19 protein-coding genes and 1 pseudogene are annotated in these 17744 nt (G+C 61.5%); 5 read left to right on the top strand and 15 right to left on the bottom strand.

The window, feature by feature from the left end; all coding sequences use genetic code 11:
* Positions 1-270, top strand: a 270-nt coding sequence (locus K288_RS47945) for a transposase domain-containing protein (RefSeq protein ID WP_152535890.1), incomplete at its 5' end; no start/stop codon positions are given.
* A gap of 73 nt (positions 271-343) precedes the next feature.
* On the opposite strand, the gene K288_RS0138535 is transcribed toward K288_RS47945, so the two are convergent.
* Positions 344-892, bottom strand: coding sequence for an acyltransferase (locus tag K288_RS0138535; RefSeq protein WP_027584264.1), 549 nt, complete (start codon positions 890-892; stop codon positions 344-346).
* A 662-nt stretch (positions 893-1554) separates the two neighbouring features.
* Between K288_RS0138535 and K288_RS0138530 the strand changes: the two genes are divergently transcribed.
* The 3 genes from K288_RS0138530 to K288_RS0138520 all read left to right on the top strand — a co-directional run bounded on the left by K288_RS0138530 (position 1555) and on the right by K288_RS0138520 (position 3794).
* The gene (locus tag K288_RS0138530) at positions 1555-2391 is read left to right on the top strand and encodes a Crp/Fnr family transcriptional regulator (protein ID WP_027584263.1); all 837 of its coding nucleotides are present in this window, start codon (positions 1555-1557) and stop codon (positions 2389-2391) included.
* Positions 2392-2571: 180 nt separating this feature from the next.
* Positions 2572-3162, top strand: coding sequence for an NYN domain-containing protein (locus tag K288_RS0138525; protein ID WP_027584262.1), 591 nt, complete (start codon positions 2572-2574; stop codon positions 3160-3162).
* Positions 3163-3179: 17 nt separating this feature from the next.
* Positions 3180-3794, top strand: a complete 615-nt coding sequence (locus K288_RS0138520) for a hypothetical protein (protein ID WP_244443415.1) — start codon at positions 3180-3182, stop codon at positions 3792-3794.
* Between the two features lie 518 nt (positions 3795-4312).
* Here K288_RS0138520 and K288_RS0138515 read toward each other — a convergent pair.
* Positions 4313-4561 carry a hypothetical protein gene (locus K288_RS0138515; protein WP_027584260.1) on the bottom strand — a complete coding sequence of 83 codons (249 nt, stop codon included), beginning with the start codon at positions 4559-4561 and terminating at the stop codon, positions 4313-4315.
* 863 nt (positions 4562-5424) lie between these two features.
* Between K288_RS0138515 and K288_RS0138510 the strand changes: the two genes are divergently transcribed.
* Positions 5425-6342, top strand: a complete 918-nt coding sequence (locus K288_RS0138510; protein ID WP_027584259.1) for a LysR family transcriptional regulator — start codon at positions 5425-5427, stop codon at positions 6340-6342.
* Here the strand turns inward: K288_RS0138510 and K288_RS0138505 are convergent.
* The 13 genes and pseudogenes from K288_RS0138505 to K288_RS53000 form a co-directional block, all read right to left on the bottom strand.
* Positions 6306-6563, bottom strand: coding sequence for a DUF2274 domain-containing protein (locus K288_RS0138505; protein ID WP_027584258.1), 258 nt, complete (start codon positions 6561-6563; stop codon positions 6306-6308). The genes K288_RS0138510 and K288_RS0138505 overlap by 37 nt on opposite strands.
* Entirely contained in the window at positions 6560-7768 is a 1209-nt protein-coding gene (locus tag K288_RS0138500) for a TrbI/VirB10 family protein (RefSeq protein WP_027584257.1), read from the bottom strand. The genes K288_RS0138505 and K288_RS0138500 overlap by 4 nt, the downstream gene beginning before the upstream one ends.
* A complete protein-coding gene (gene trbG / locus K288_RS0138495) occupies positions 7759-8838 on the bottom strand; it encodes a P-type conjugative transfer protein TrbG (RefSeq protein WP_027584256.1) in 1080 nt (359 codons plus the stop codon). Before trbG ends, K288_RS0138500 begins: the two co-directional genes overlap by 10 nt.
* Entirely contained in the window at positions 8835-9524 is a 690-nt protein-coding gene (gene trbF, locus K288_RS0138490) for a conjugal transfer protein TrbF (protein ID WP_027584255.1), read from the bottom strand. The genes trbG and trbF overlap by 4 nt, the downstream gene beginning before the upstream one ends.
* Before the next feature lie 3 nt (positions 9525-9527).
* Positions 9528-10889, bottom strand: a complete 1362-nt coding sequence (gene trbL, locus K288_RS0138485; protein WP_027584254.1) for a P-type conjugative transfer protein TrbL — start codon at positions 10887-10889, stop codon at positions 9528-9530.
* A gap of 3 nt (positions 10890-10892) precedes the next feature.
* Positions 10893-11216: a putative entry exclusion protein TrbK-alt gene (trbK-alt, locus tag K288_RS0138480; RefSeq protein ID WP_152535888.1), complete on the bottom strand. Its 324-nt coding sequence runs from the start codon at positions 11214-11216 to the stop codon at positions 10893-10895.
* A gap of 11 nt (positions 11217-11227) precedes the next feature.
* Positions 11228-11986: a P-type conjugative transfer protein TrbJ gene (gene trbJ / locus K288_RS0138475; RefSeq protein ID WP_027584253.1), complete on the bottom strand. Its 759-nt coding sequence runs from the start codon at positions 11984-11986 to the stop codon at positions 11228-11230.
* The gene (trbE, locus tag K288_RS0138470) at positions 11983-14421 is read right to left on the bottom strand and encodes a conjugal transfer protein TrbE (RefSeq protein ID WP_027584252.1); all 2439 of its coding nucleotides are present in this window, start codon (positions 14419-14421) and stop codon (positions 11983-11985) included. Before trbE ends, trbJ begins: the two co-directional genes overlap by 4 nt.
* A 7-nt stretch (positions 14422-14428) precedes the next feature.
* Positions 14429-14704, bottom strand: a complete 276-nt coding sequence (locus tag K288_RS0138465) for a VirB3 family type IV secretion system protein (protein ID WP_027584251.1) — start codon at positions 14702-14704, stop codon at positions 14429-14431.
* Positions 14704-15045, bottom strand: a complete 342-nt coding sequence (locus K288_RS0138460; protein ID WP_027584250.1) for a TrbC/VirB2 family protein — start codon at positions 15043-15045, stop codon at positions 14704-14706. Before K288_RS0138460 ends, K288_RS0138465 begins: the two co-directional genes overlap by 1 nt.
* Positions 15042-16040 carry a P-type conjugative transfer ATPase TrbB gene (gene trbB, locus K288_RS0138455; protein WP_027584249.1) on the bottom strand — a complete coding sequence of 333 codons (999 nt, stop codon included), beginning with the start codon at positions 16038-16040 and terminating at the stop codon, positions 15042-15044. The genes K288_RS0138460 and trbB overlap by 4 nt, the downstream gene beginning before the upstream one ends.
* 790 nt (positions 16041-16830) lie before the next feature.
* A pseudogene (locus tag K288_RS0138450) lies at positions 16831-17061 on the bottom strand (acetyl-coenzyme A synthetase N-terminal domain-containing protein); the annotation flags it as partial.
* Complete coding sequence (locus K288_RS53000) at positions 17058-17570, bottom strand: hypothetical protein (protein WP_152535887.1); 513 nt, start codon at positions 17568-17570, stop codon at positions 17058-17060. The gene K288_RS53000 and the pseudogene K288_RS0138450, both read right to left, overlap by 4 nt.
* Positions 17571-17744: the final 174 nt, after the last annotated feature.

Genomic DNA, 17744 nt, shown 5'->3' with positions numbered 1-17744 from the left:
GGGGACGGCAGCATGCCGATCGACAACAATCTTCTGGAGCGCGACATCAGGGTTTTTGCAACTGGCAGGAAGAGTTGGTTGTTCAGCGATACCGTGGACGGAGCCAAGGCCAGTGCCGTCGTCTACAGCCTGATGCTGACCTGCCGCGCCTCACGTGTCGAGCCGTTAGCGTGGTTGCGCCACGTCCTCACCGAATTGCCTCAGCGCGCCGGCGACGCCGATATTACCGACCTGCTGCCCTTCAACTTCCACAAAGCCGCCACTGCCTGAACGGACCGGTATCGCCCCGATACTAGGGCAATCCATCAAAACCGCCGGCGTCAACGTGCGGGGAAAATCGCGCTTACGATGCAAAAAGCTTCCAGTGCCATGAGCGCGAAATGTCGACGATGAGCCAGGGGAACGCCAAGTAGAAGAAGAACTCGGTTGAGATTGACCAAGAGACTGAGTTCCAAGCGTAGATATGCGCCATGTACGGCGACAGAGATTGCATTAAGGCCACCACCAGGCCGAATTCAACCCAGCGGTTGAATAGGATATCGTTCCGATCGAAGCAGAGATAATCGTGCCTAATCAGGCGACCATCCGGGAACAACAAGGCCGCGCCGACGACTGCAACCGCAAAGATATGTACGGGCCAAAGGCGGCCGATCCGCAGTCCGATGAATCGCCAATATCCCGGGAAGGGCTTCGAACTATAGACGTGCGTCAGAATGAAGCCCGACAGCACAAAGAAAAATGACACGCCGAACACGGCGGCTTCCGGCACTTCGGAGAGCCAAGGCCAACGAAAATAGCTTTTGGCGTGGTACAGCACAATCATGATCGCTGCGAAGAAGCGCAAGCTTGTCAGCGCCCGCAGCGGCTCTGCGCGCCCGTCGATCCAATTCATCTGAAATAATACCTCAACATTCCGGCGTGCGTGCATATAGCATCACAACCACCGGACGATCAACCGTTGCGGGTAATTTCGAACGTCACCGCCTCGAAGCAATGGTCGATGGGATAAGAGCTACCTTTATCTTCTACCTTCGGATTAGGATCCGTCCCGCGATAGACTAAGCAATTGAAATCTCTTTTGCTGTGCTGGCAGAAGGCTCCACCTCACCGTGACGATGCCGCGCGTAGGACGCTTTGTACGAAACGGTCAAATCTGAAGCCGATACGTCACACTCGTTAAGGGACGAGATTGTCCGTACCTTACGTACAATCTTCGTCCGAGCATTCTTCAGCGAACAGGTCCTACATGAACGCATTCTCCACGAAGCAACGAATGACAGATGAGCAAGGCTGATCTGGAGCGTTGTAAGCAGAGAATACTTGGCCACTCCCAGTCGAACTCCTTGATGCTGAGCCGGGCAGCGCGCGCTCGTGAGATACGTTGAGGTTCGGCTCGGATTGCGTGCCCCTACCACAAAGCAGGGGCGACGATGTGACGCTGATGCTCCAGCGAGTGCCGATGCCACGCATACATCCGTTCAATTGAAGCGGTCGTAATCAATTCTTCCTTACGGTGAGCGGGCGGGGCTCAAACCGTATGCCAGGAGAGAGACAATGGCTGACCGCGAGAGCGCCACCCCCGGGGCGCCTGACTGCTCCAGAGACGCAGCGCTCAAGCGCGTGTCCGGCACGCGGCAGATGTTTCAACGGCCTTTTACGGCACAGCCGAAGAAGCGACCTTTTATCAGAAATGCAATTCTGGCGCGTCTTTCTCTGGAAGACCTCGCGGCAATAGGGAAATGCCTTGAACCGGTCGTTGTAGAAGAACGTATGATTCTGCAAGAACCGAAGCGGCACGTCGAGCACGTCTATTTTATTGAAGCGGGCCTCGTCTCACTAAGGATTGTCGCGGCCGGAAGCATGCTCGAAACAGCGGTAATAGGGTATCGAGGCGTGGTCGGCGCTTCGTTTTTGTGGGGAGGACATATTTCAACACATCAATCTGTCGTTCTCTTTCCCGGAAGCGCGCACAGGATTCGTGTTGAGGATTTGCATCGGGTGATGAAGGAGCGTCCTGAAGTCCGAGAGCGTCTCTATGAGTACGTTCAAGCGCTGACATTCCAGTGCGTTCAGACAGGATTGTGTGGTGTTCGGCACGATCGTGAACAGCGGCTCGCGAGCTGGCTATGTCTTGCGAGTGATGCTGTTGACGCTCGTGTGTTGGCAGTTACGCATGACTATCTCTCGTCCGTCTTGGGATTGCGTCGAGCCGGAGTGACCGAGACCCTAATCCGCTTCGAAGAACAAGGGCTCATCAGCAAGACGCGGGGCGCCTTGCAGATCGATGAACGCAAGCTCCTCGAGCAGAAGGCGTGCTGTTGTTATAAGCTTATCTCGAGCGCTTATGACTCGCCTCAGTCCGTACTCTCAGCAAACGATCCGATGAGTTAGCAAAGGTCGCAAGCCGCGATGACACACTCAGGCGAAAAATGAGTGTTTTCGTTCGTTACGTACCATGTTCATTGAGGTGCAGCCCACGCGACCGAAGTATAGACGCGCCGATCGTAGCAGACTGTCACAGCATCGCCCGGAAGCACTCGGAGACGACAGATGAAGAGCGTGAATTAGGATATGTCACCCTTCGACAAGATTGCGCTCTTTATCGATGGCCCTACCCTCCACGCAACTGCCAAGATACTCGGCTTCGAGATCGACTACGAACGCCTGCTTGGGGAATTTCAGCGCCGCGGCACACTGCTGCGGGCGTTCTACTACACGCCGATTGTCGAGGATCAGAAATATTCGGCGGCCCGGCCGCTCCTCGATTTGCTCGATTATAATGGCTGCGCGGTTACAACAAAACCGACCAAAGAGTTCGTGGATGCCTGCGGTCGCCGCAAGGTGCAGGGGAATATTGAGCTCGCGGTCGATGCCATGGAGCTCGCCGAGCACGTTGACCAAATCGTGCTGTTCTCCGGCGACGGCGGCTTCCGTCACCTGGTCAGAGCGGTGCAGCGTCGCGGCGTCCGCGTCACCGTTGTTTCCACCATCGCGAGTCGGCCGGTGATGATCGCCGACGAACTTCGGCGGCAGGCGGATGAATTTATTGACCTAGCAGAGTTGAAGCTAAGGGTAGGTCGCGATCCGTCCGAACGGCTACGTCCCACGCTGAGTGCTGGCAAGCATCGCGAGCCAGCCGGCGAAGAATCAATCGCAGACTAATCAATGGAAGTAATTTCGTGCAGGTTGCCGGCGACTTAACCGCGCGCCGCTTGGTGCTTATTCCGTATCTCATCTCTTGGCTGGTGATGTTTGGGTTCAGCGCGACTGCGGAAGAGAACAGGACTGAAAATGAGCCCGTTGTGCCAAATGTCAGAGCCCAATGCTCGCTGAAGGTGAAGGCTGGCAAGACGGTAAAGGCTGAAACATTCGTCGCGCGGGAACACTTTAAGGAAGACATCACACCGACGGCCCGCGTCAGGATCTCGTGGCTTGGCGCAATGTTTATGCGCAGGTTTGCAGTCAAGTTCGAAACCGCGGTCAATAGATGTCTGCAGATCCACATCTTGAAGGATCCCTCAAATAACAACGCGATCGTTGGAGAACTGGGCATTCCCGATGGGACCAAACTGGCGGATCTCTGGCGCTTGTTAGAGCTGCAGGCCAATGGAGAAAGCGGGGCGCTGCAGACCAACTCAGCGCCCAACATATTTTTCGTTCGTGATGATAAGGGCGACCTTGGTGTAGTTGACGTCCTATGGGGCGGCGCGGGTTGGGAAATTGGAGCAAGTCCGATCGGAAACCAACGGACGTGGCCTCGAGGAACTCGCGTTTTCTTTCACGGCGCGGACTAACGAGTGGAGCACATTGATTGGACTTGGTCGGCGACCCCAAGGTCACGGCAGCCATATCAATACTAAGCTGGCGCGGCGTAACAGAATGGTCGCGTTGCGCGATGCGCAGGGCGGCCCAAATCTGTCTTTCCGTCTGCGCGACCAAGCCGGGCGCAAGCTGCTGATCTGTTACCCCGCACTGTCGCCTGCCGCTGGGGGTAAGCGCGCTCATCCGGGCAGTGCTATTTCGTCTTGCGACGTGGGGGCGCCGGCTTGCGGGCTTTAGACAAGGTCCAAGGTATCGTCGGTGACGAGAAGTAATCCATCGTCCGGAAGAGTATCGGGCTCTTAAAAGATTTAGTCCGGGCGTGATGAGAATTGTGCCGGAACCTTGAGGCGTGTTGCCGCTGCCGAAAGGGCGGTCTCAGATTCTATGAATTGGCTTTGATGGTTTCCTTACGCGCCAATTCTCGCTGTCGTACCTTTCCACCGGCAACTGCAATCTTTTGGCTCGTTCGTCGCGGTCTGTTTTTTGAAACTCATGTCAAGCGGCCCTTTTTTACAGTCGGCTCGTAACCTTCCGGCTTCCACGGCCTAGCGGCGTCCCGGTAGCCCTTGCCGTGGAACCTTACCACCTCCCTTCTCCTGATCGCCATTCGGCGCAGATACTGGACGGGATCCGTCGCGGCGGTCGTGATGCCCTTCCGGGCGAGGCCGCTCACGATCTCGTCCGACATCATGGGCGCAGATGCTTTCCTGATCATCTCGACGATCTCGTCGTCGATCATGTCGCGATAGCTCGGCGTCTCTCGATCGGCCGGAAATGTGCGCCCATGAACGGTCGACGGAGCAGCCACCAGCTGGCGCCCACCAGAGTATCCATCCGAAGTAGCTCAAGCGCCCATCGAAGTGATACGAAAGCCGGCTAGAACGGGGCCGGTCGTCTGGGGCGGCGATCATCGGTCAACGTCAAGGGCGAAAAGCTGACACGGGACCTTGGGCCCTTGAAGGAGGCCGTCGGCCGGAAGCAAAAGGGTTCCAGGGTCAGCCATCAACTAATGCGATGGACATATCTGATTTGGCGATAGGATGCCATGAAGCCGAGTCGTCATGCAATCACGTAGGTTGTATTTTGCGGGCATAGCTCCACGCAAACAGGCCCGCCGTCATGCTCACATCAGCACTCCGTTTGAACTGCTCCAATGATTCCAGGATATAGGGAGGCTCACCGCGGCCATTGCGCTCAATAGCAAGAGCGCCGGCGCGTCGGCATCCCAATCACAGCCGAAGTGATCGAATGTGCCCAGAAAGCTCGACGCGATCATCAGTCAGACGAACGGGCTCCCCTGATCGATTGAAAAGAGGTAACGGGGAGCGAGCGACCAATAGTCGTCGCAATTGTCTGCTCAACCGAGATGCCCGAACCATTGGTTTTGGGGAGCGCGCTCATCGAATGGACGCGTTTCAGCCTCTTGGCTGGAGGGTGGCTACCAACCCACCGAACTCTCGCGTTTCTGACCGTCGAGTTAGCCCTGTCACCGTCGCTCCTGATCTTTTTGATCCCGCGGCCCGCTCAAGCGGCGGGAAGCAAATGGAGTGACCTATTCAAGAAAAAACTTGGTCACCGCCAACTCGCCGCAAGGCTTCGACCGTGCCTTTGGAATTGCGAGAGCTGCGCTGGGCGATCACCGCGTCCCAGCACCGAAGCTTACGCCAAGCGGCAGAGACGCTCAGTATCAAGCAGTCGACGCTGAGTCGACGCCTGCGCATTCTCGAATACAAGTTGGGCGTCACTCTCTTCAAGCGCACCAACGGCGGCACGCGACCGACCATCGAAGGCCAGGAATTCCTCGATGCCGCCCAGCGCATCGTGGATCAGACGGAAGCAATGACGGCTCGTGTCAAGAACCGCTCGCGCGGTGAGAGCGGTCGATTGACCATTGGCATCCACACCTCCCTCTCAGCCGGCAATCTAAGGGCCACCCTCCTCGAGCACCGGCACCGCTTCCCCGATGTCGAAACGCATCTCGTCGACGGATTGAGTGACCATCTGATCTCGGACCTCGCCAGTTCCGCCATTGACGTCGCTTTCGTGGCCGAGCCCAATCCAAGGTGGAGCGACAAGTCATTATTGCTCTGGAGTGAACGGGTCGTCGCCGCTCTCCCCGCGAACCATCCGCTGACAGGCCGTGACGTGGTTCACTGGGGCGAACTGAGGCGCGAACCGCTTTTGGTGTCACAGCGCGGCCCAGGACCGGAATTCCACAAGCTACTCATCAGCAAAATGGGTGGGTCCGATCTGTGCCCGCCCCTTCGCCATGATGTGGTGCTCGACCGGCTTCTGAGCCTGGTCGGCGTGAGCTGGGGTATCTTGCTGGCGTTGGAAAGTGCGACGGGCGCTGCCTATCCGGGGGTCACCTTCCGCGAGGTGCATGATGCCGAGGGGCCGACGCGGCTGAGCTTCCGCGCCTATTGGCGGGAGGACAACTGCAATCCATCGTTGCGTCCGTTGCTCGACCTGCTTCGCGAGCGCTATCCGGATCTCTCGGCCACCCCGGGGACGGACTGAGCAGCACTTCGCCGGGCCTTCGCAAAGGCTCGGTCGGTCGCCATGAAGCGCTCGATCATCGGCGCGATCAGTTTGGCGGGCTCGGTCGGCGTGGTCGCCTCTCCGCTACGAGTCAGAATCTCGGCGTAACTTTTGAGACTCCTGAAGACCGCCGCGGGCAACTCGATAGTGAGTTTGACCGGCTTATCGTCTTCGAGCGGCCCAAGCTTGAGCTTCGTCACGGTGTTGCTCCTTTCCGGTAGGGCGCAAGCACCAGATCGCGCGTGACGATGACACGGACCGGGAAACCTGGCCGGATGGTCAGTGTCGGCTGGATGTTGAGCTGGCGCTGCACGATCTGCTGGCCGGTCTGGCTGATGCTGTTGGACGCGCCGCTGCGGATCGCTTGAACGAGATTGTTCTCATTCTGGCTCGTGCCTGCCTCGGCTCCAACGCTGAGCATGGTCGAGAGGACGGCGGCCTTGAACAGCATGCCCCAATGATTGTCGACCTCATCCTCGAGCCCGGCATAACCACCGGTGTCGGCGCCGGGTTGGCGCTCAAGCACGATCGAATTGCCGTCCGGCATGATGATGCGGGTCCAGACCAGGAGGATTCGGCTTTGGCCGAACGCGACGGAGCTATCGTACTGGCCGATCAGCTTGGCGCCCTGGGGCACCAAAAGATATTTGCCGGACGGGCTATCATAGACAGCCTCGGTCACTTGGGCGGTGACTTGGCCGGGCAGATCGGAGCGAATGCCGGTGATGAGCGCAGCCGGGATCACGGTACCTGCCTGTACAACATAAGGCGAGACCTTGGCCTCAAGCCGGTCTGGACTGACCGTGCGTTTGTCGGTCGAAGCGTTGAGGAAGGCAGCCTTGCGGTCCTGCATGTTCTGGGCGGAACCGGCATCGACGGGCGGTGTCGTGGCCGAGGTCGCCGCGGTTGCAGTTGAGCTATTCGGGAGGATTTGGCCGACGCTCTGCGGTTGCTGAACGGTCTGGGCGAACAGGCGGCTGACCCGCGCCGCCTCGATCTCCTGGGCTCTGTGCTGTCCTTCCGGATCAGGCGTCGCTCCGGGGACCACGGTGTTCGGTGCAGCGCCGGCGCTGAGGATCGGCTTGCCGAGATCGCCGGGCAGCGGCGGCCCGAGCGGCGGCGCCTGACGCGGCAGGCCGGTATAATCCTTCGGCAAGGCGGCAAGGCCCTCGGCCGAAGGGCTATTCTGTGTGCTGAGCAACTCCTGGCCTGTCTGCGCCTTGTTGCGAGTCTGCAGCGCGTAGCCGAGCGCACCCGCGACTGCGAGGGCAGACAGCGCGCCAAGGCCGACAAGGATCTTGCGCGAGAGGCGCGTGACAGGTGGCCGCTCGCCTCGGAGCCGAAGATCCGGCGGGGCGACAGGTGGGATGTCGCCTTGATGATTGTCTTCGCCGCCTATCGCCATGAACGCGGCCTTTCATCGGTGCGGACGATGCGTACGCGCCGCTCGCTATCCTTGTCGCCAAGACGCAATTCGGCGGCGGCGAACAGGCGGTCGACGATGTAGTAGTTGCGGTTCGCCCGATAGTTCACCAGCTCGGACCCGCCAGCGGGACCGATGACGAACAGCGGCGGCATTTCGCCTTGGACGATCCCGCTTGGGAATTCGATGTAGACCTTGTTGCCGTCGTCGAAGGCGCGCAGCGGACGCCACGCCGGATCATCGCCCTCGATCGCGTAGCGAAAGTTGATCGAGCCGAGATCGACGCCGGCCGCGATTGGCGCGGCAGCCTCCGCCGTCGCGTTCTGCTGGCGAAGCGCGATGAGCTGGTCCTCGGGATACTGCCAGGAGACCGAGGCCATATAAGTCTTCTCGGTCGAGCGCAGCTCGAGGAGATAGGTCCGCCGGTCGGTGTTGATGACGAGATTGGTGATCAATTCCGGCCGCGTTGGCTTGACCAGGATGTGGATCTTCCTGGTCGCGCCCGCCCCGCTCTCGGTATCGCCGATGATCCAGCGCACCGTGTCGCCGGCGGCGACCGGCCCGGAGCCTGTGAGTTGCTCACCCTCCTGGAGCGCGACATCGGTGATCTGACCGGGCGCCGCATAGACCTGGTAGAGCGCTCCGCCGGAGAAAGGATAGACCTGGACCGCGTTGATAAAACCGTTGCGGACCGGCTGCACCCTTGCTGCGGCGTTAGCCTGTTTGACGCGAACTTTTGGGTCGGCGGCTTCGGGGACGCGCTTGCCGGCGGCGAGCGGCTTCAACTGCCCGGGCAGCGGCAGGGGCTTTGGCAATTCCACGATCTTGACGGGTGCGGGCGGGTCGACGGTGAGTGTTGCCGGCTCCGCGCTATCGTAGTTGATGTCGGGCGGGATGAAATTGTGCGCGCAGCCGCCGAGTGCCGAGACGGACATCAGCAAAGCCGCCATTGCGGATTTAGGGAAGCACGTATCGCCGTGTTTCCGGCTCTGCTGAACTGTGGAGAGAGGCGAAGCCGGACCTCCGGCATGTGAGGAAAACGGCGGGCTCATTGTCCCAGCTCCTTCGACCAGTTGATGGCGTTGACGTAGATGCCGAGCGGATTCTTGCGGAGCCGATCGGCGTCGGTGGGTGGCTGAATCGCAATGGTGAGGATCGCGGTCCAACGCGTGGTGCCGGCGAGCGCGCCGTCCTGATAGCGGTGCTCCACCCAGGCCACGCGAAAACTGTCGGGCGAGGCGCGGATGACGCTGGAGACGTCGATTGCGACCTGCTGCTTGCCGAGACTGGCGAAGGGGTCATTGGCACGGGCGTAATCGTTCAGCGCCATGGCGCCAGCCGTGGTCGTGAAATCATACGCCTTCAGCCAGTTCTCCCGCACGATGATCGCGTCGGCCGGAAGCGAGCGCACCATCGCGATGAAATGGGCGAGATACCAGGCAATCTGCGGATCGCTCGGCCGGTAGTCGGCCACAGCGGGCGCCACTGTTTGCGCCTCGCCGAGCTTGTCGACCTGCACCACCCAGGGAACGACGGTGCCGTGCGTGGATTGCCAGACGAGCCCACCGGCGAGGCCACAGCTAAGGATCAGCGAACCGAACGCCATCAGCCGCCAATTCTTCGCCTGCACGCGGGCCGAGCCGATGCGTTCGTCCCAAGCCTGGGCCGCGCGCTGATAGGGGGTTTCGGGTTCGGGCGTGCGGCCGTAGCGGACCGACGATCGCCGAAAGACTGACATTGATTATTCTCCTCCCCTGAGGTCGACGGAGTGGCCGCCGCCATGGCTGTCGCCGGACTTGAGGGCTTGGGCTGCGGTCTGAGTGCCGTGAACAATCGCCTGATTGCGTTTGACGCGCTGGGCCCAGGCGGGCGGACCGCTCTCGCTTGCCGCTTGAGGCGCGGCTCCATCGTTTGCGGCCGCGCCACGCTCAATGGTCCCCATGGTCGAGGAACCACCCGTGCTTGCGACACCGGCGCGGGCGCCAGAGGTGAAGCTCTCACTCATTGCACTGGCCACTTGCGCAGCGGCGCGTCTGGCGGGAGCTGCCACGTGACTTGCCGCAGCACGGCCGGCGCCGCCGAGACCGGAGGCGACGCCGCCAGCGCCGGATTGACCGGCTGATGCGAGGCTGTAGGCAGAGGACACACCGCCCGCCATCGCCGCACCACCACGTGCGGCGGCCGCGGCGCCGGAGCTCGCCGCCATCGCTCCCCTTCCGGCCAAACCAAGCGCCGCGCTCCCCGCCATCGCCGTGCCGGCGACGGCAAGGCCGGTGCCGACGGCAGCGCCCGCGCCAAGCTGCGGCGCCCCTGAGACAAGGCCGGTTGCGATGCCGGGACCGAAGATGCCGAGGCCGAGCATGGCGAGCGCCGCGAGCACGACCGAGAGCGCCTGCTCGATGGTCGGCTGGCCGCCGGCATAGGCGGTGGTGAATTGGGAGAACAGACCGGTGCCGATGCCAACGATGACAGCGAGCACCATCACCTTCACGCCGGAGGCGACGACGTTGCCCAGCACCTTCTCGGCAAGGAAGTCGGTCTTGTTGAAAAGGGCGAAGGGAATGAGGATGAAGCCGGCAAGCGTCGTCAGCTTGAACTCCAGCAGCGTGACGAACAGCTGCACCGCCAGAATGAAGAAGGCGATCAGCACCAGGAGCCAGGACACCATCAGCACGGCGATCTGGACGAAGTTCGCAAAGAAACTGGTGAAGCCCATCATTTGACTTGCGGCATCGAGCAGCGGCTGCCCGGCGTCGAGACCGACCTGCGCGAGCCGGCCGGGCCGCAGGAAGTCCGCTGTGGAGATCGATGAGCCGCCGGCCTTCAGGCCAAGTCCGGCGAAGCTATTGAAGATGACGCCTGAGAGGCTCTTGAAGTTGGTGATGATGAAGGCGAAGAAACCAATATAGAGCGTCTTCTTCACCAGCCGCTGGAGGATGTCTTCGTCGGCGCCCCACGCCCAGAATACGCCGGCCAAGGTGATGTCGATGACGATCAGGGTCGAGGCGAGATAGGTGACCTCGCCCTTGATCAGGCCGAAACCTGAATCGATATAGGTGGTGAAGGTATTGAGGAAGGTATCGATGACGCCGACATTGTTCATGGCCTACCTCCCTCCTTCCGTAGCGCCTGTGGTCGACGGGGTGGCCGGCGCGGCCTGCGGCAGAAGTGGCCGCGCCGGCCTGCCGAAGAAGCGCGCGCGGTTCACCTCCCAGACCGCCTGGCAGTGCGGATCTTCGGCATCTTGGGGGCCAAGCGCACGGCAGCGGCGCAGCTCGGCCGAGAGATCGTCGGGTGCGGAGATGGCCGGAGCGTCAGATAGCTCCCGCGGCGGCGGCGTCGGACGCCGATGGATGTAGGACAGCGTGGCCATAAAGACTGCCAACAGAATAACCATCGCGACTGCGCGCCAGAGATCCGAACGCTCCATGATCCGCGCCTTTAGTTGCCGCTGAACATGGTGACGTTGCCGGGCTGGTAGCCGCTGCGCGTCGCGAAGATCTTGTATTGCTGGGCGCCTTGCGACTCCGTTGCCGTCACACGCGCCTGTTCCAGCGCGTCCGCTCGTCCCTTCGCGGCGAGAACCGCGACGAGGTCGGAGAGCTGCTGGGATTGCAGGGCGAGAAGCTGGTTGCCGGCTTGAGCTGCCTGCAGAGCGCCACTCGCGGACTGGCTGGCCGACACCAGCGACGTCATCGCGCTGGAGTTGGTCGAGATATTGCCGACGACGCCGGCCTGTACCTTCAGCGAGTCCTCGAAAGCGCCCACCGAGTTCTGCCAACGGGTTTGGGCGGCGGCGAACAGCGTCGCGTTGGACCCGGTGGTCGGCGCCGCGCCGTAGCTGCTGGAATACGCGGTTTGAATTTGCTGGGCGTTGAAGGAAATGTTCTGCGCTTGCGTGAGAAGCGATTGGGTCCGTGCGATCGTCGACTGGAGCTGAGCCAGCGTCGACATCGGCAGGCTAGCGAGGTTCTTCGCCTGGTTCACCAGACTCTGGGCCTGGTTGGTCAGCATCTGGATTTGATTATTGATTTGCTGCAGTTCGCGCGCCGCTGTCAGAACGCTCTGGCTGAAGTTGCTGGGATCGTAGACGATCACCTGCGCGGACGCCGGCCCCGTCAAAAGCGGCTGAATCGATAGGGTAAGCGACAGGGCGGTCGCGGCCAGTAAGCCAGCGCGCCGCGTCGAGCGGTCGGTCATGATTGCACCTCCAGGTTTGTCAGGTCAGGAATGAGATCGGCGGCCCAAAGGAGCTCATGATCGGCGAGCCAGGCGGGCGTAAAATTCTCACGGCCGTGCTCGGCGAGCAGCCGTTCAATGGCGGCATGGTCGGCCTTTGAGGATGCCGCGCAGAAGGCGAGCGCGACGGGACCGAGCCCCAGCTCGAACAGCCGGTTGCCGCGTCGCGACTGGCAGTAATAGTCCCGCTTCGGCGTCGCTCGCGCGATGATCTCGATCTGGCGATCATTGAGACCAAAGCGCCGATAGATCGCGGTGAGCTGGGGCTCGATCGCGCGCTCGTTCGGCAGGAAGACGCGCGTGGGGCAGCTTTCGACGATCGCGGGCGCAATGTTGCTGCCGTCGACGTCGGAGAGCGATTGCGTGGCGAACACGACGGACGCATTTTTCTTCCGCAACGTCTTCAGCCACTCGCGAAGCTGCTGGGCGAAGGCCGGATCGTCGAGGACGAGCCAGCCCTCGTCGATGATGAGGAGCGTCGGCCGGCCGTCGAGCCGTCCCTCGATGCGATGGAAGAGGTAGGTGAGCACGGCGGGCGCAGCGCCAGCACCGATCAGGCCCTCGGTTTCGAAAGCCTGGACTGACGCCAAGCCGAGCTGCTCAACCTCAGCGTCGAGTAGCCGGCCGGACGCGCCGCCGACGCAATAGGGTTGCAGCGCCTGCTTGAGCGCGGTCGATTGAAGCAGGACTGTCAGGCCGGTGATTGTCCGTTCCTCGACGGGCGAGGACGCCAGTGAGGTCAACGCCGACCAGACATGCTCCTTCGCTGTCGGATCGATGATGACGCCTTCCTTGGCAAGGATTGCCGTCACCCATTCAGCGGCCCAGGCGCGCTCCGCCGCATCGCCAATGCGCGCGAGCGGTTGAAGCGAGACGGAGTCATCTGCACTGTTCGACAGGCTGCCGCCGAGATCGTGCCAATCGCCGCCCATGGCAAGCGCCGCGGTGCGGATCGAGCCGCCGAAATCGAAGGCAAAGATCTGGCTTTTGCGATAACGGCGGAACTGGATCGCCATCAGCGCAAGCAGCACGGACTTGCCGGCGCCAGTCGGGCCGACGATCAAGGTATGTCCGACGTCTCCGACATGCAGCGAGAAGCGGAACGGCGTCGAGCCCTCGGTCTTGCCAAAGAACAGCGGGGCGGCACGAAAATGCTCGTCGCGCGCAGGTCCAGCCCAGACCGCCGAGAGCGGAATCATGTGGGCCAGGTTCAATGTCGAGAGCGGCGGCTGGCGGACGTTAGCGTAGGCGTGGCCCGGCAGCGAGCCAAGCCAGGCTTCGAGCGCATTCACCCCTTCTGGCATGCAAGTGAAGTCGCGACCCTGGATGACCTTCTCGACGAGACGGAGCTTCTCAGTGGCGCGGCCGGCATCCTCGTCCCAGACGGTAACGGTCGCGGTGACGTAGGCCTGGCCGACGTCATCGGTGCCGAGTTCCTGTAAGGCGAGATCGGCATCGGTGGCCTTGTTGGCCGCGTCGCTATCAACCAGTGTCGAGGCCTCGTTCGTCATCACCTCCTTGACGATGGCGGCGATCGACTTCCGCTTGGCAAACCACTGCCGGCGGATCCTGGTCAGCAGTTTTACGGCCTCGGTCTTGTCGAGAAGGATCGCCCGCGTCGACCAGCGGTAGGGGAAGGCAAGCCGGTTCAGCTCGTCGAGGATCCCGGGATGGGTCGCGGTCGGAAAACCGACCACGGAGAGCGTGCGAAGGTGGTGGCTGCCGAGGCGCGGCTCGAGGCCACCGGCGAGCGGCTCGTCCGCGAGCAGCGCGTCGAGATGCATCGGCGTCTCCGGGACGCGGACGCGCTGTTGCCGGGTCGAGATGGTCGAGTGCAGGTAAGTCAGCGTGTCTCCGTCGTCGAGCCACGCCACCTCGGGCATGAACCCTTCGACCAGTTGCAGGACGCGATTGGTCCGATCGACGAAGCCGCGCAGCAGCTCGTAGGGATCGACGCCGTTCTGCGCGCGGCCTTCATAGAGCCAGCCCTCGATCCGCGAGGCGTCCTCGGCCGGCGGGAGCCAGACGAAGGTCAGGAAATAGCGGCTCTCGAAATGTGCGCCAGCCTCTTCGAAAGCGTCCCGTCGCTCCAGATCGACCAGCGCGGATGCGGGATCGGGAAAGGCGCTATAGGGATAGTTCTGAGCAGCGACGCGCTGGGCTTCGACGAAGATCGCCCAGCCTGAGCCGAGACGGCGCAACGCGTTATTGAGGCGGGCCGTCACCCCGACCAGCTCCGCAGGCGTCGCGCTGTCGAGATCCGGACCACGGAAGCGCGCCGTCCGCTGGAATGATCCGTCCTTGTTGAGGACCACACCGCGTTCGACCAACGCGGCCCACGGCAGGAAATCGGGAAGACCGGCAGGTCGATTGCGGTATTCAGCGAGGTTCAGCATGGAAGCCTCATGTTCCGAGGTAAGGCGGATAGCGGAGGTGGCGTCGAACGACGTCCACGAACTGCGGGTCGCGCTTGGCCGCCCAGACGGCGGCGATGTGGCCGACGGCCCAGATCAGTGCGCCGGGAATCCAGAGCCGCAGCCCGAGTGCGATGGCAGCCGCCAACGTGCCGTTGGCGATCGCGACCGCGCGCGGCGCCCCGCCCATCAGGATTGGCTCGGTGAGCGCGCGATGAACCGGCGCGAAAAAGCCCGGCACCTCTGGATCGACAAGGACAGCCATCAGACCAGCGCCCCGCCGGAGAAGCTGAAGAACGTCAGGAAGAAGCTCGAGGCGGCGAAGGCAATCGACAGACCGAAGACGATCTGGATCAGCCGGCGGAAGCCGCCGGCCGTGTCGCCGAACGCAAGCGTCAGGCCGGTCACGGTGATGATGATGACGGAGATGATTTTGGCGACCGGACCCTGCACCGACTCCAGGATCTGATTGAGCGGCGTCTCCCAGGGCATCGAGGAGCCGGAGGCGTAGGCCGCAGGCGCGAACGCGATGGACATCAGGGCAATCGCCGCGGCATCGGTGAAGCGGCGTTGAACACGACGGATCGCGGAAGCAAACTGGATCATGAGGGTTCTCCGGGAAGCGAGGGTTCGCCGCCCGCCCCGGCGGATTGGACACGGTAATCGCCAGTGGCGGGATTGAGGCCGGCGACGAGAGCAAGTTCGGCGAGGCGGCGTTCGCTGCCGCGGCCGCGCAGCACCGCGACGAGATTGATCGTCTCGGCGATCAGCGCCTTGGGAACGGTGAGGACGGCTTCCTGGATGAGCTGCTCGAGGCGTCGAAGCGCGCCCAGCGCGGAGCCTGCGTGAATCGTTCCGATCCCGCCGGGATGGCCGGTGCCCCAGGCTTTGAGGAGCTCCAAGGCTTCGCTGCCCCGCACCTCCCCGATCGGAATGCGGTCGGGGCGCAAACGCAGCGAGGACCGGACCAGGTCCGACAGCGACGCGACGCCGTCCTTGGTGCGCAGCGCGACCAGATTAGGCGCCCGGCACTGTAGCTCGCGCGTGTCCTCGATCAGCACAACGCGATCAGTGGTGCCGGCGATTTCGGCGAGCAGTGCGTTTGTGAGCGTGGTCTTGCCGGTCGACGTGCCACCAGCGACCAGGATGTTCTTGCGCGAAGCGACAGCGGCCTTCAGAGCCGTCGCTTGACTTGCGGTCATCGCACCAACGGCGACGTAGTCATCGAGCGTGAACACCGCGACGGCGGGTTTGCGGATCGCAAAGGCAGGCGCCGCGACGACAGGCGGAAGCAGCCCCTCGAACCTCTCTCCCGTCTCGGGGAGCTCGGCGGAGACGCGGGGGCTTCCGGCATGGACCTCGGCGCCGACATGGTGCGCGACCAGGCGCACGATCCGCTCGCCATCGGCCGCGGACATCGTCCGTCCGCTATCCTCCAGGCCGCCTGACAGCCGATCGATCCACAGCCGACCATCGGGGTTGAGCATCACCTCGACGATCGAGGGGTCTTCGAGGAAAGTCGCAATTGCCGGGCCAAGCGCAGTGCGCAGCATGCGCGCGCCGCGCGAGAAGGCTTCCGAATGGATTGAATTAACTGCCACGACCGCCCCCGCGAACGCCAATTGCAGAAATGCGATCGGCGACGGGGATGAGTAGAGAAGGCAGGAAATGGGTTAGTTCAACAAGTATTCAGCCGTTGCAGGGATCCGGCGTAGAGCAGAGAAAAAATACTTGCTGGATCGAATACGATGACCAAACCCGAATGCAGCGCCGCGTTGCTATTTGACCCGTTTTTCATGCTAGCTAGGAGATGGTCGAAGCAGTTTGTATCTCCAGGGGCGGTCGAGCGAGCGATCTGGAAGATCAAAGAGTTCCTGCCGGCTTGGGCTCCGGAACCGCGGTGTGATGCTCAGCCGTATGTGGTTGGCTTTTTGGAAGGTGCTCGGGGCTATCGGGGGGGCTCTCCGCCAGTGATCAGCTGCGACTCATTGCTTCTGTTGATATAATATCATCTCAACTGGGTCGGCCCACGCCGCGTTAGGTATTTGATCGAAAGCGTCAGGCTCATAACCTGAAGGTCACAAATTCAAATCTTGCCCCGCAACCAAGTTTCAAGCCCTTGAGAGCGCTCCGTTTTCGAGGGCTTTTTTGCTGCTCCCATTTTGGCTGAAAATTTCGCTCGTGGAAGCGTCGGAAGGAAGTCGCGGCGTAAAATCGGCGAGGGGCGCGATGACTCAATTGTGATTGCAAGTCGATCGCGAGCGCCGCAACTCACGTCAGATCAGCGCTCGTCACGCCTCGCATGCAGGAGGCGCCCATTGAAGCCGCCGAGGAACTGCGCGGCGAAGAACCGCGTGATCCGCATTTCGCCGGAACGGCCGCCGCCCAGCTGCCGTGTGCGACATAGCGATCGAGCGTGTTGTAGCAAGTGTTGACTGCTCCGCCGGCGCACCAACGGCCGTAGGTGCCCATTGATGGATCGAAGATCTTTCTCGGCCACTCGATCCAATCAACCTCTTTCGCAGCTTCCGCCCGAAATCCTTCCGGATCAGCTAGCGCACGCGCAAGACGTTCCTGATAATGGTTCACACCTAAGCCCCCAATGATTGACGGCTTGCTCATTTTGATTCCTTCACAACCACGTTGAGGGTCTGTACCGTCTCGGAGATTGTGTGATGCTGCGGATCCGCCCAATAGAGTCTTATTGTGTGCCGACCAGGCTTGGCAGGGAGATCGAAAACATAGAGATAGCGGCCATCACCAAGCTGGATCAGCTGGTCTGCCATTGGCATGAGCTCGGTTTCGTCCATCGCAACATGCAGATGAACGCTCGGATTGGCAGAGCTCATGGTCATTTCTGCGATGTTATCGTCGGCTTGGAAAACGAAAGCAACACGCTCGCCGATGGTATTACCCGATTGCGGCAGGAGGATCTTCAATGCGGGCAGCTCGCCGGTATTTGCCGATCTCGCAACAGGCGCACCGTCAGACCCGTGCATATGGTGCATGCCCGGCTCATGGTGTTGTGCGTGGGCTGGAGCCGCGACCAGAGCGCCAGCCACAAGAATCATGCACCAAATGAACTGTTCGAATCGATCGCCAAACCGGTTGGGACGGGATGATATTTGCATGCTTTCCTCCTTTGTTTGCGAGCCCTGAAAGATTTCCACTAATTCAGTGCACATGTTGAGCGGGTGGCGGGAGAATTTTGGACTCTCTATTGAGAACTCGGACCTGCGAGATCAGCTCGTCGGAATTTTGCCAACCACATTCGTCCTCCTCTTGCAAGCAGCGCGCACGGATGT

This window comes from Bradyrhizobium sp. Ai1a-2, from assembly GCF_000426245.1.
GTDB lineage: Bacteria > Pseudomonadota > Alphaproteobacteria > Rhizobiales > Xanthobacteraceae > Bradyrhizobium.
Note: the sequence above shows the minus strand (reverse complement) of the source record. Positions and strands in the feature narration are given on the sequence as shown.

Bases quoted from the DNA above. Each gene is read 5' to 3' on its own strand.
- K288_RS0138535 (WP_027584264.1), bottom strand. From the start codon at position 892: ATGAATTGGATCGACGGGCGCGCAGAGCCGCTGCGGGCGCTGACAAGC.
- K288_RS0138530 (WP_027584263.1), top strand. From the start codon at position 1,555: ATGGCTGACCGCGAGAGCGCCACCCCCGGGGCGCCTGACTGCTCCAGA.
- K288_RS0138525 (WP_027584262.1), top strand. From the start codon at position 2,572: ATGTCACCCTTCGACAAGATTGCGCTCTTTATCGATGGCCCTACCCTC.
- K288_RS0138515 (WP_027584260.1), bottom strand. From the start codon at position 4,561: ATGATCGACGACGAGATCGTCGAGATGATCAGGAAAGCATCTGCGCCC.
- K288_RS0138500 (WP_027584257.1), bottom strand. From the start codon at position 7,768: ATGGCGATAGGCGGCGAAGACAATCATCAAGGCGACATCCCACCTGTC.
- trbG (WP_027584256.1), bottom strand. From the start codon at position 8,838: ATGAGCCCGCCGTTTTCCTCACATGCCGGAGGTCCGGCTTCGCCTCTC.
- trbF (WP_027584255.1), bottom strand. From the start codon at position 9,524: ATGTCAGTCTTTCGGCGATCGTCGGTCCGCTACGGCCGCACGCCCGAA.
- trbL (WP_027584254.1), bottom strand. From the start codon at position 10,889: ATGAACAATGTCGGCGTCATCGATACCTTCCTCAATACCTTCACCACC.
- trbK-alt (WP_152535888.1), bottom strand. From the start codon at position 11,216: ATGGAGCGTTCGGATCTCTGGCGCGCAGTCGCGATGGTTATTCTGTTG.
- trbJ (WP_027584253.1), bottom strand. From the start codon at position 11,986: ATGACCGACCGCTCGACGCGGCGCGCTGGCTTACTGGCCGCGACCGCC.
- trbE (WP_027584252.1), bottom strand. From the start codon at position 14,421: ATGCTGAACCTCGCTGAATACCGCAATCGACCTGCCGGTCTTCCCGAT.
- K288_RS0138465 (WP_027584251.1), bottom strand. From the start codon at position 14,704: ATGGCTGTCCTTGTCGATCCAGAGGTGCCGGGCTTTTTCGCGCCGGTT.
- K288_RS0138460 (WP_027584250.1), bottom strand. From the start codon at position 15,045: ATGATCCAGTTTGCTTCCGCGATCCGTCGTGTTCAACGCCGCTTCACC.
- K288_RS53000 (WP_152535887.1), bottom strand. From the start codon at position 17,570: ATGCAAATATCATCCCGTCCCAACCGGTTTGGCGATCGATTCGAACAG.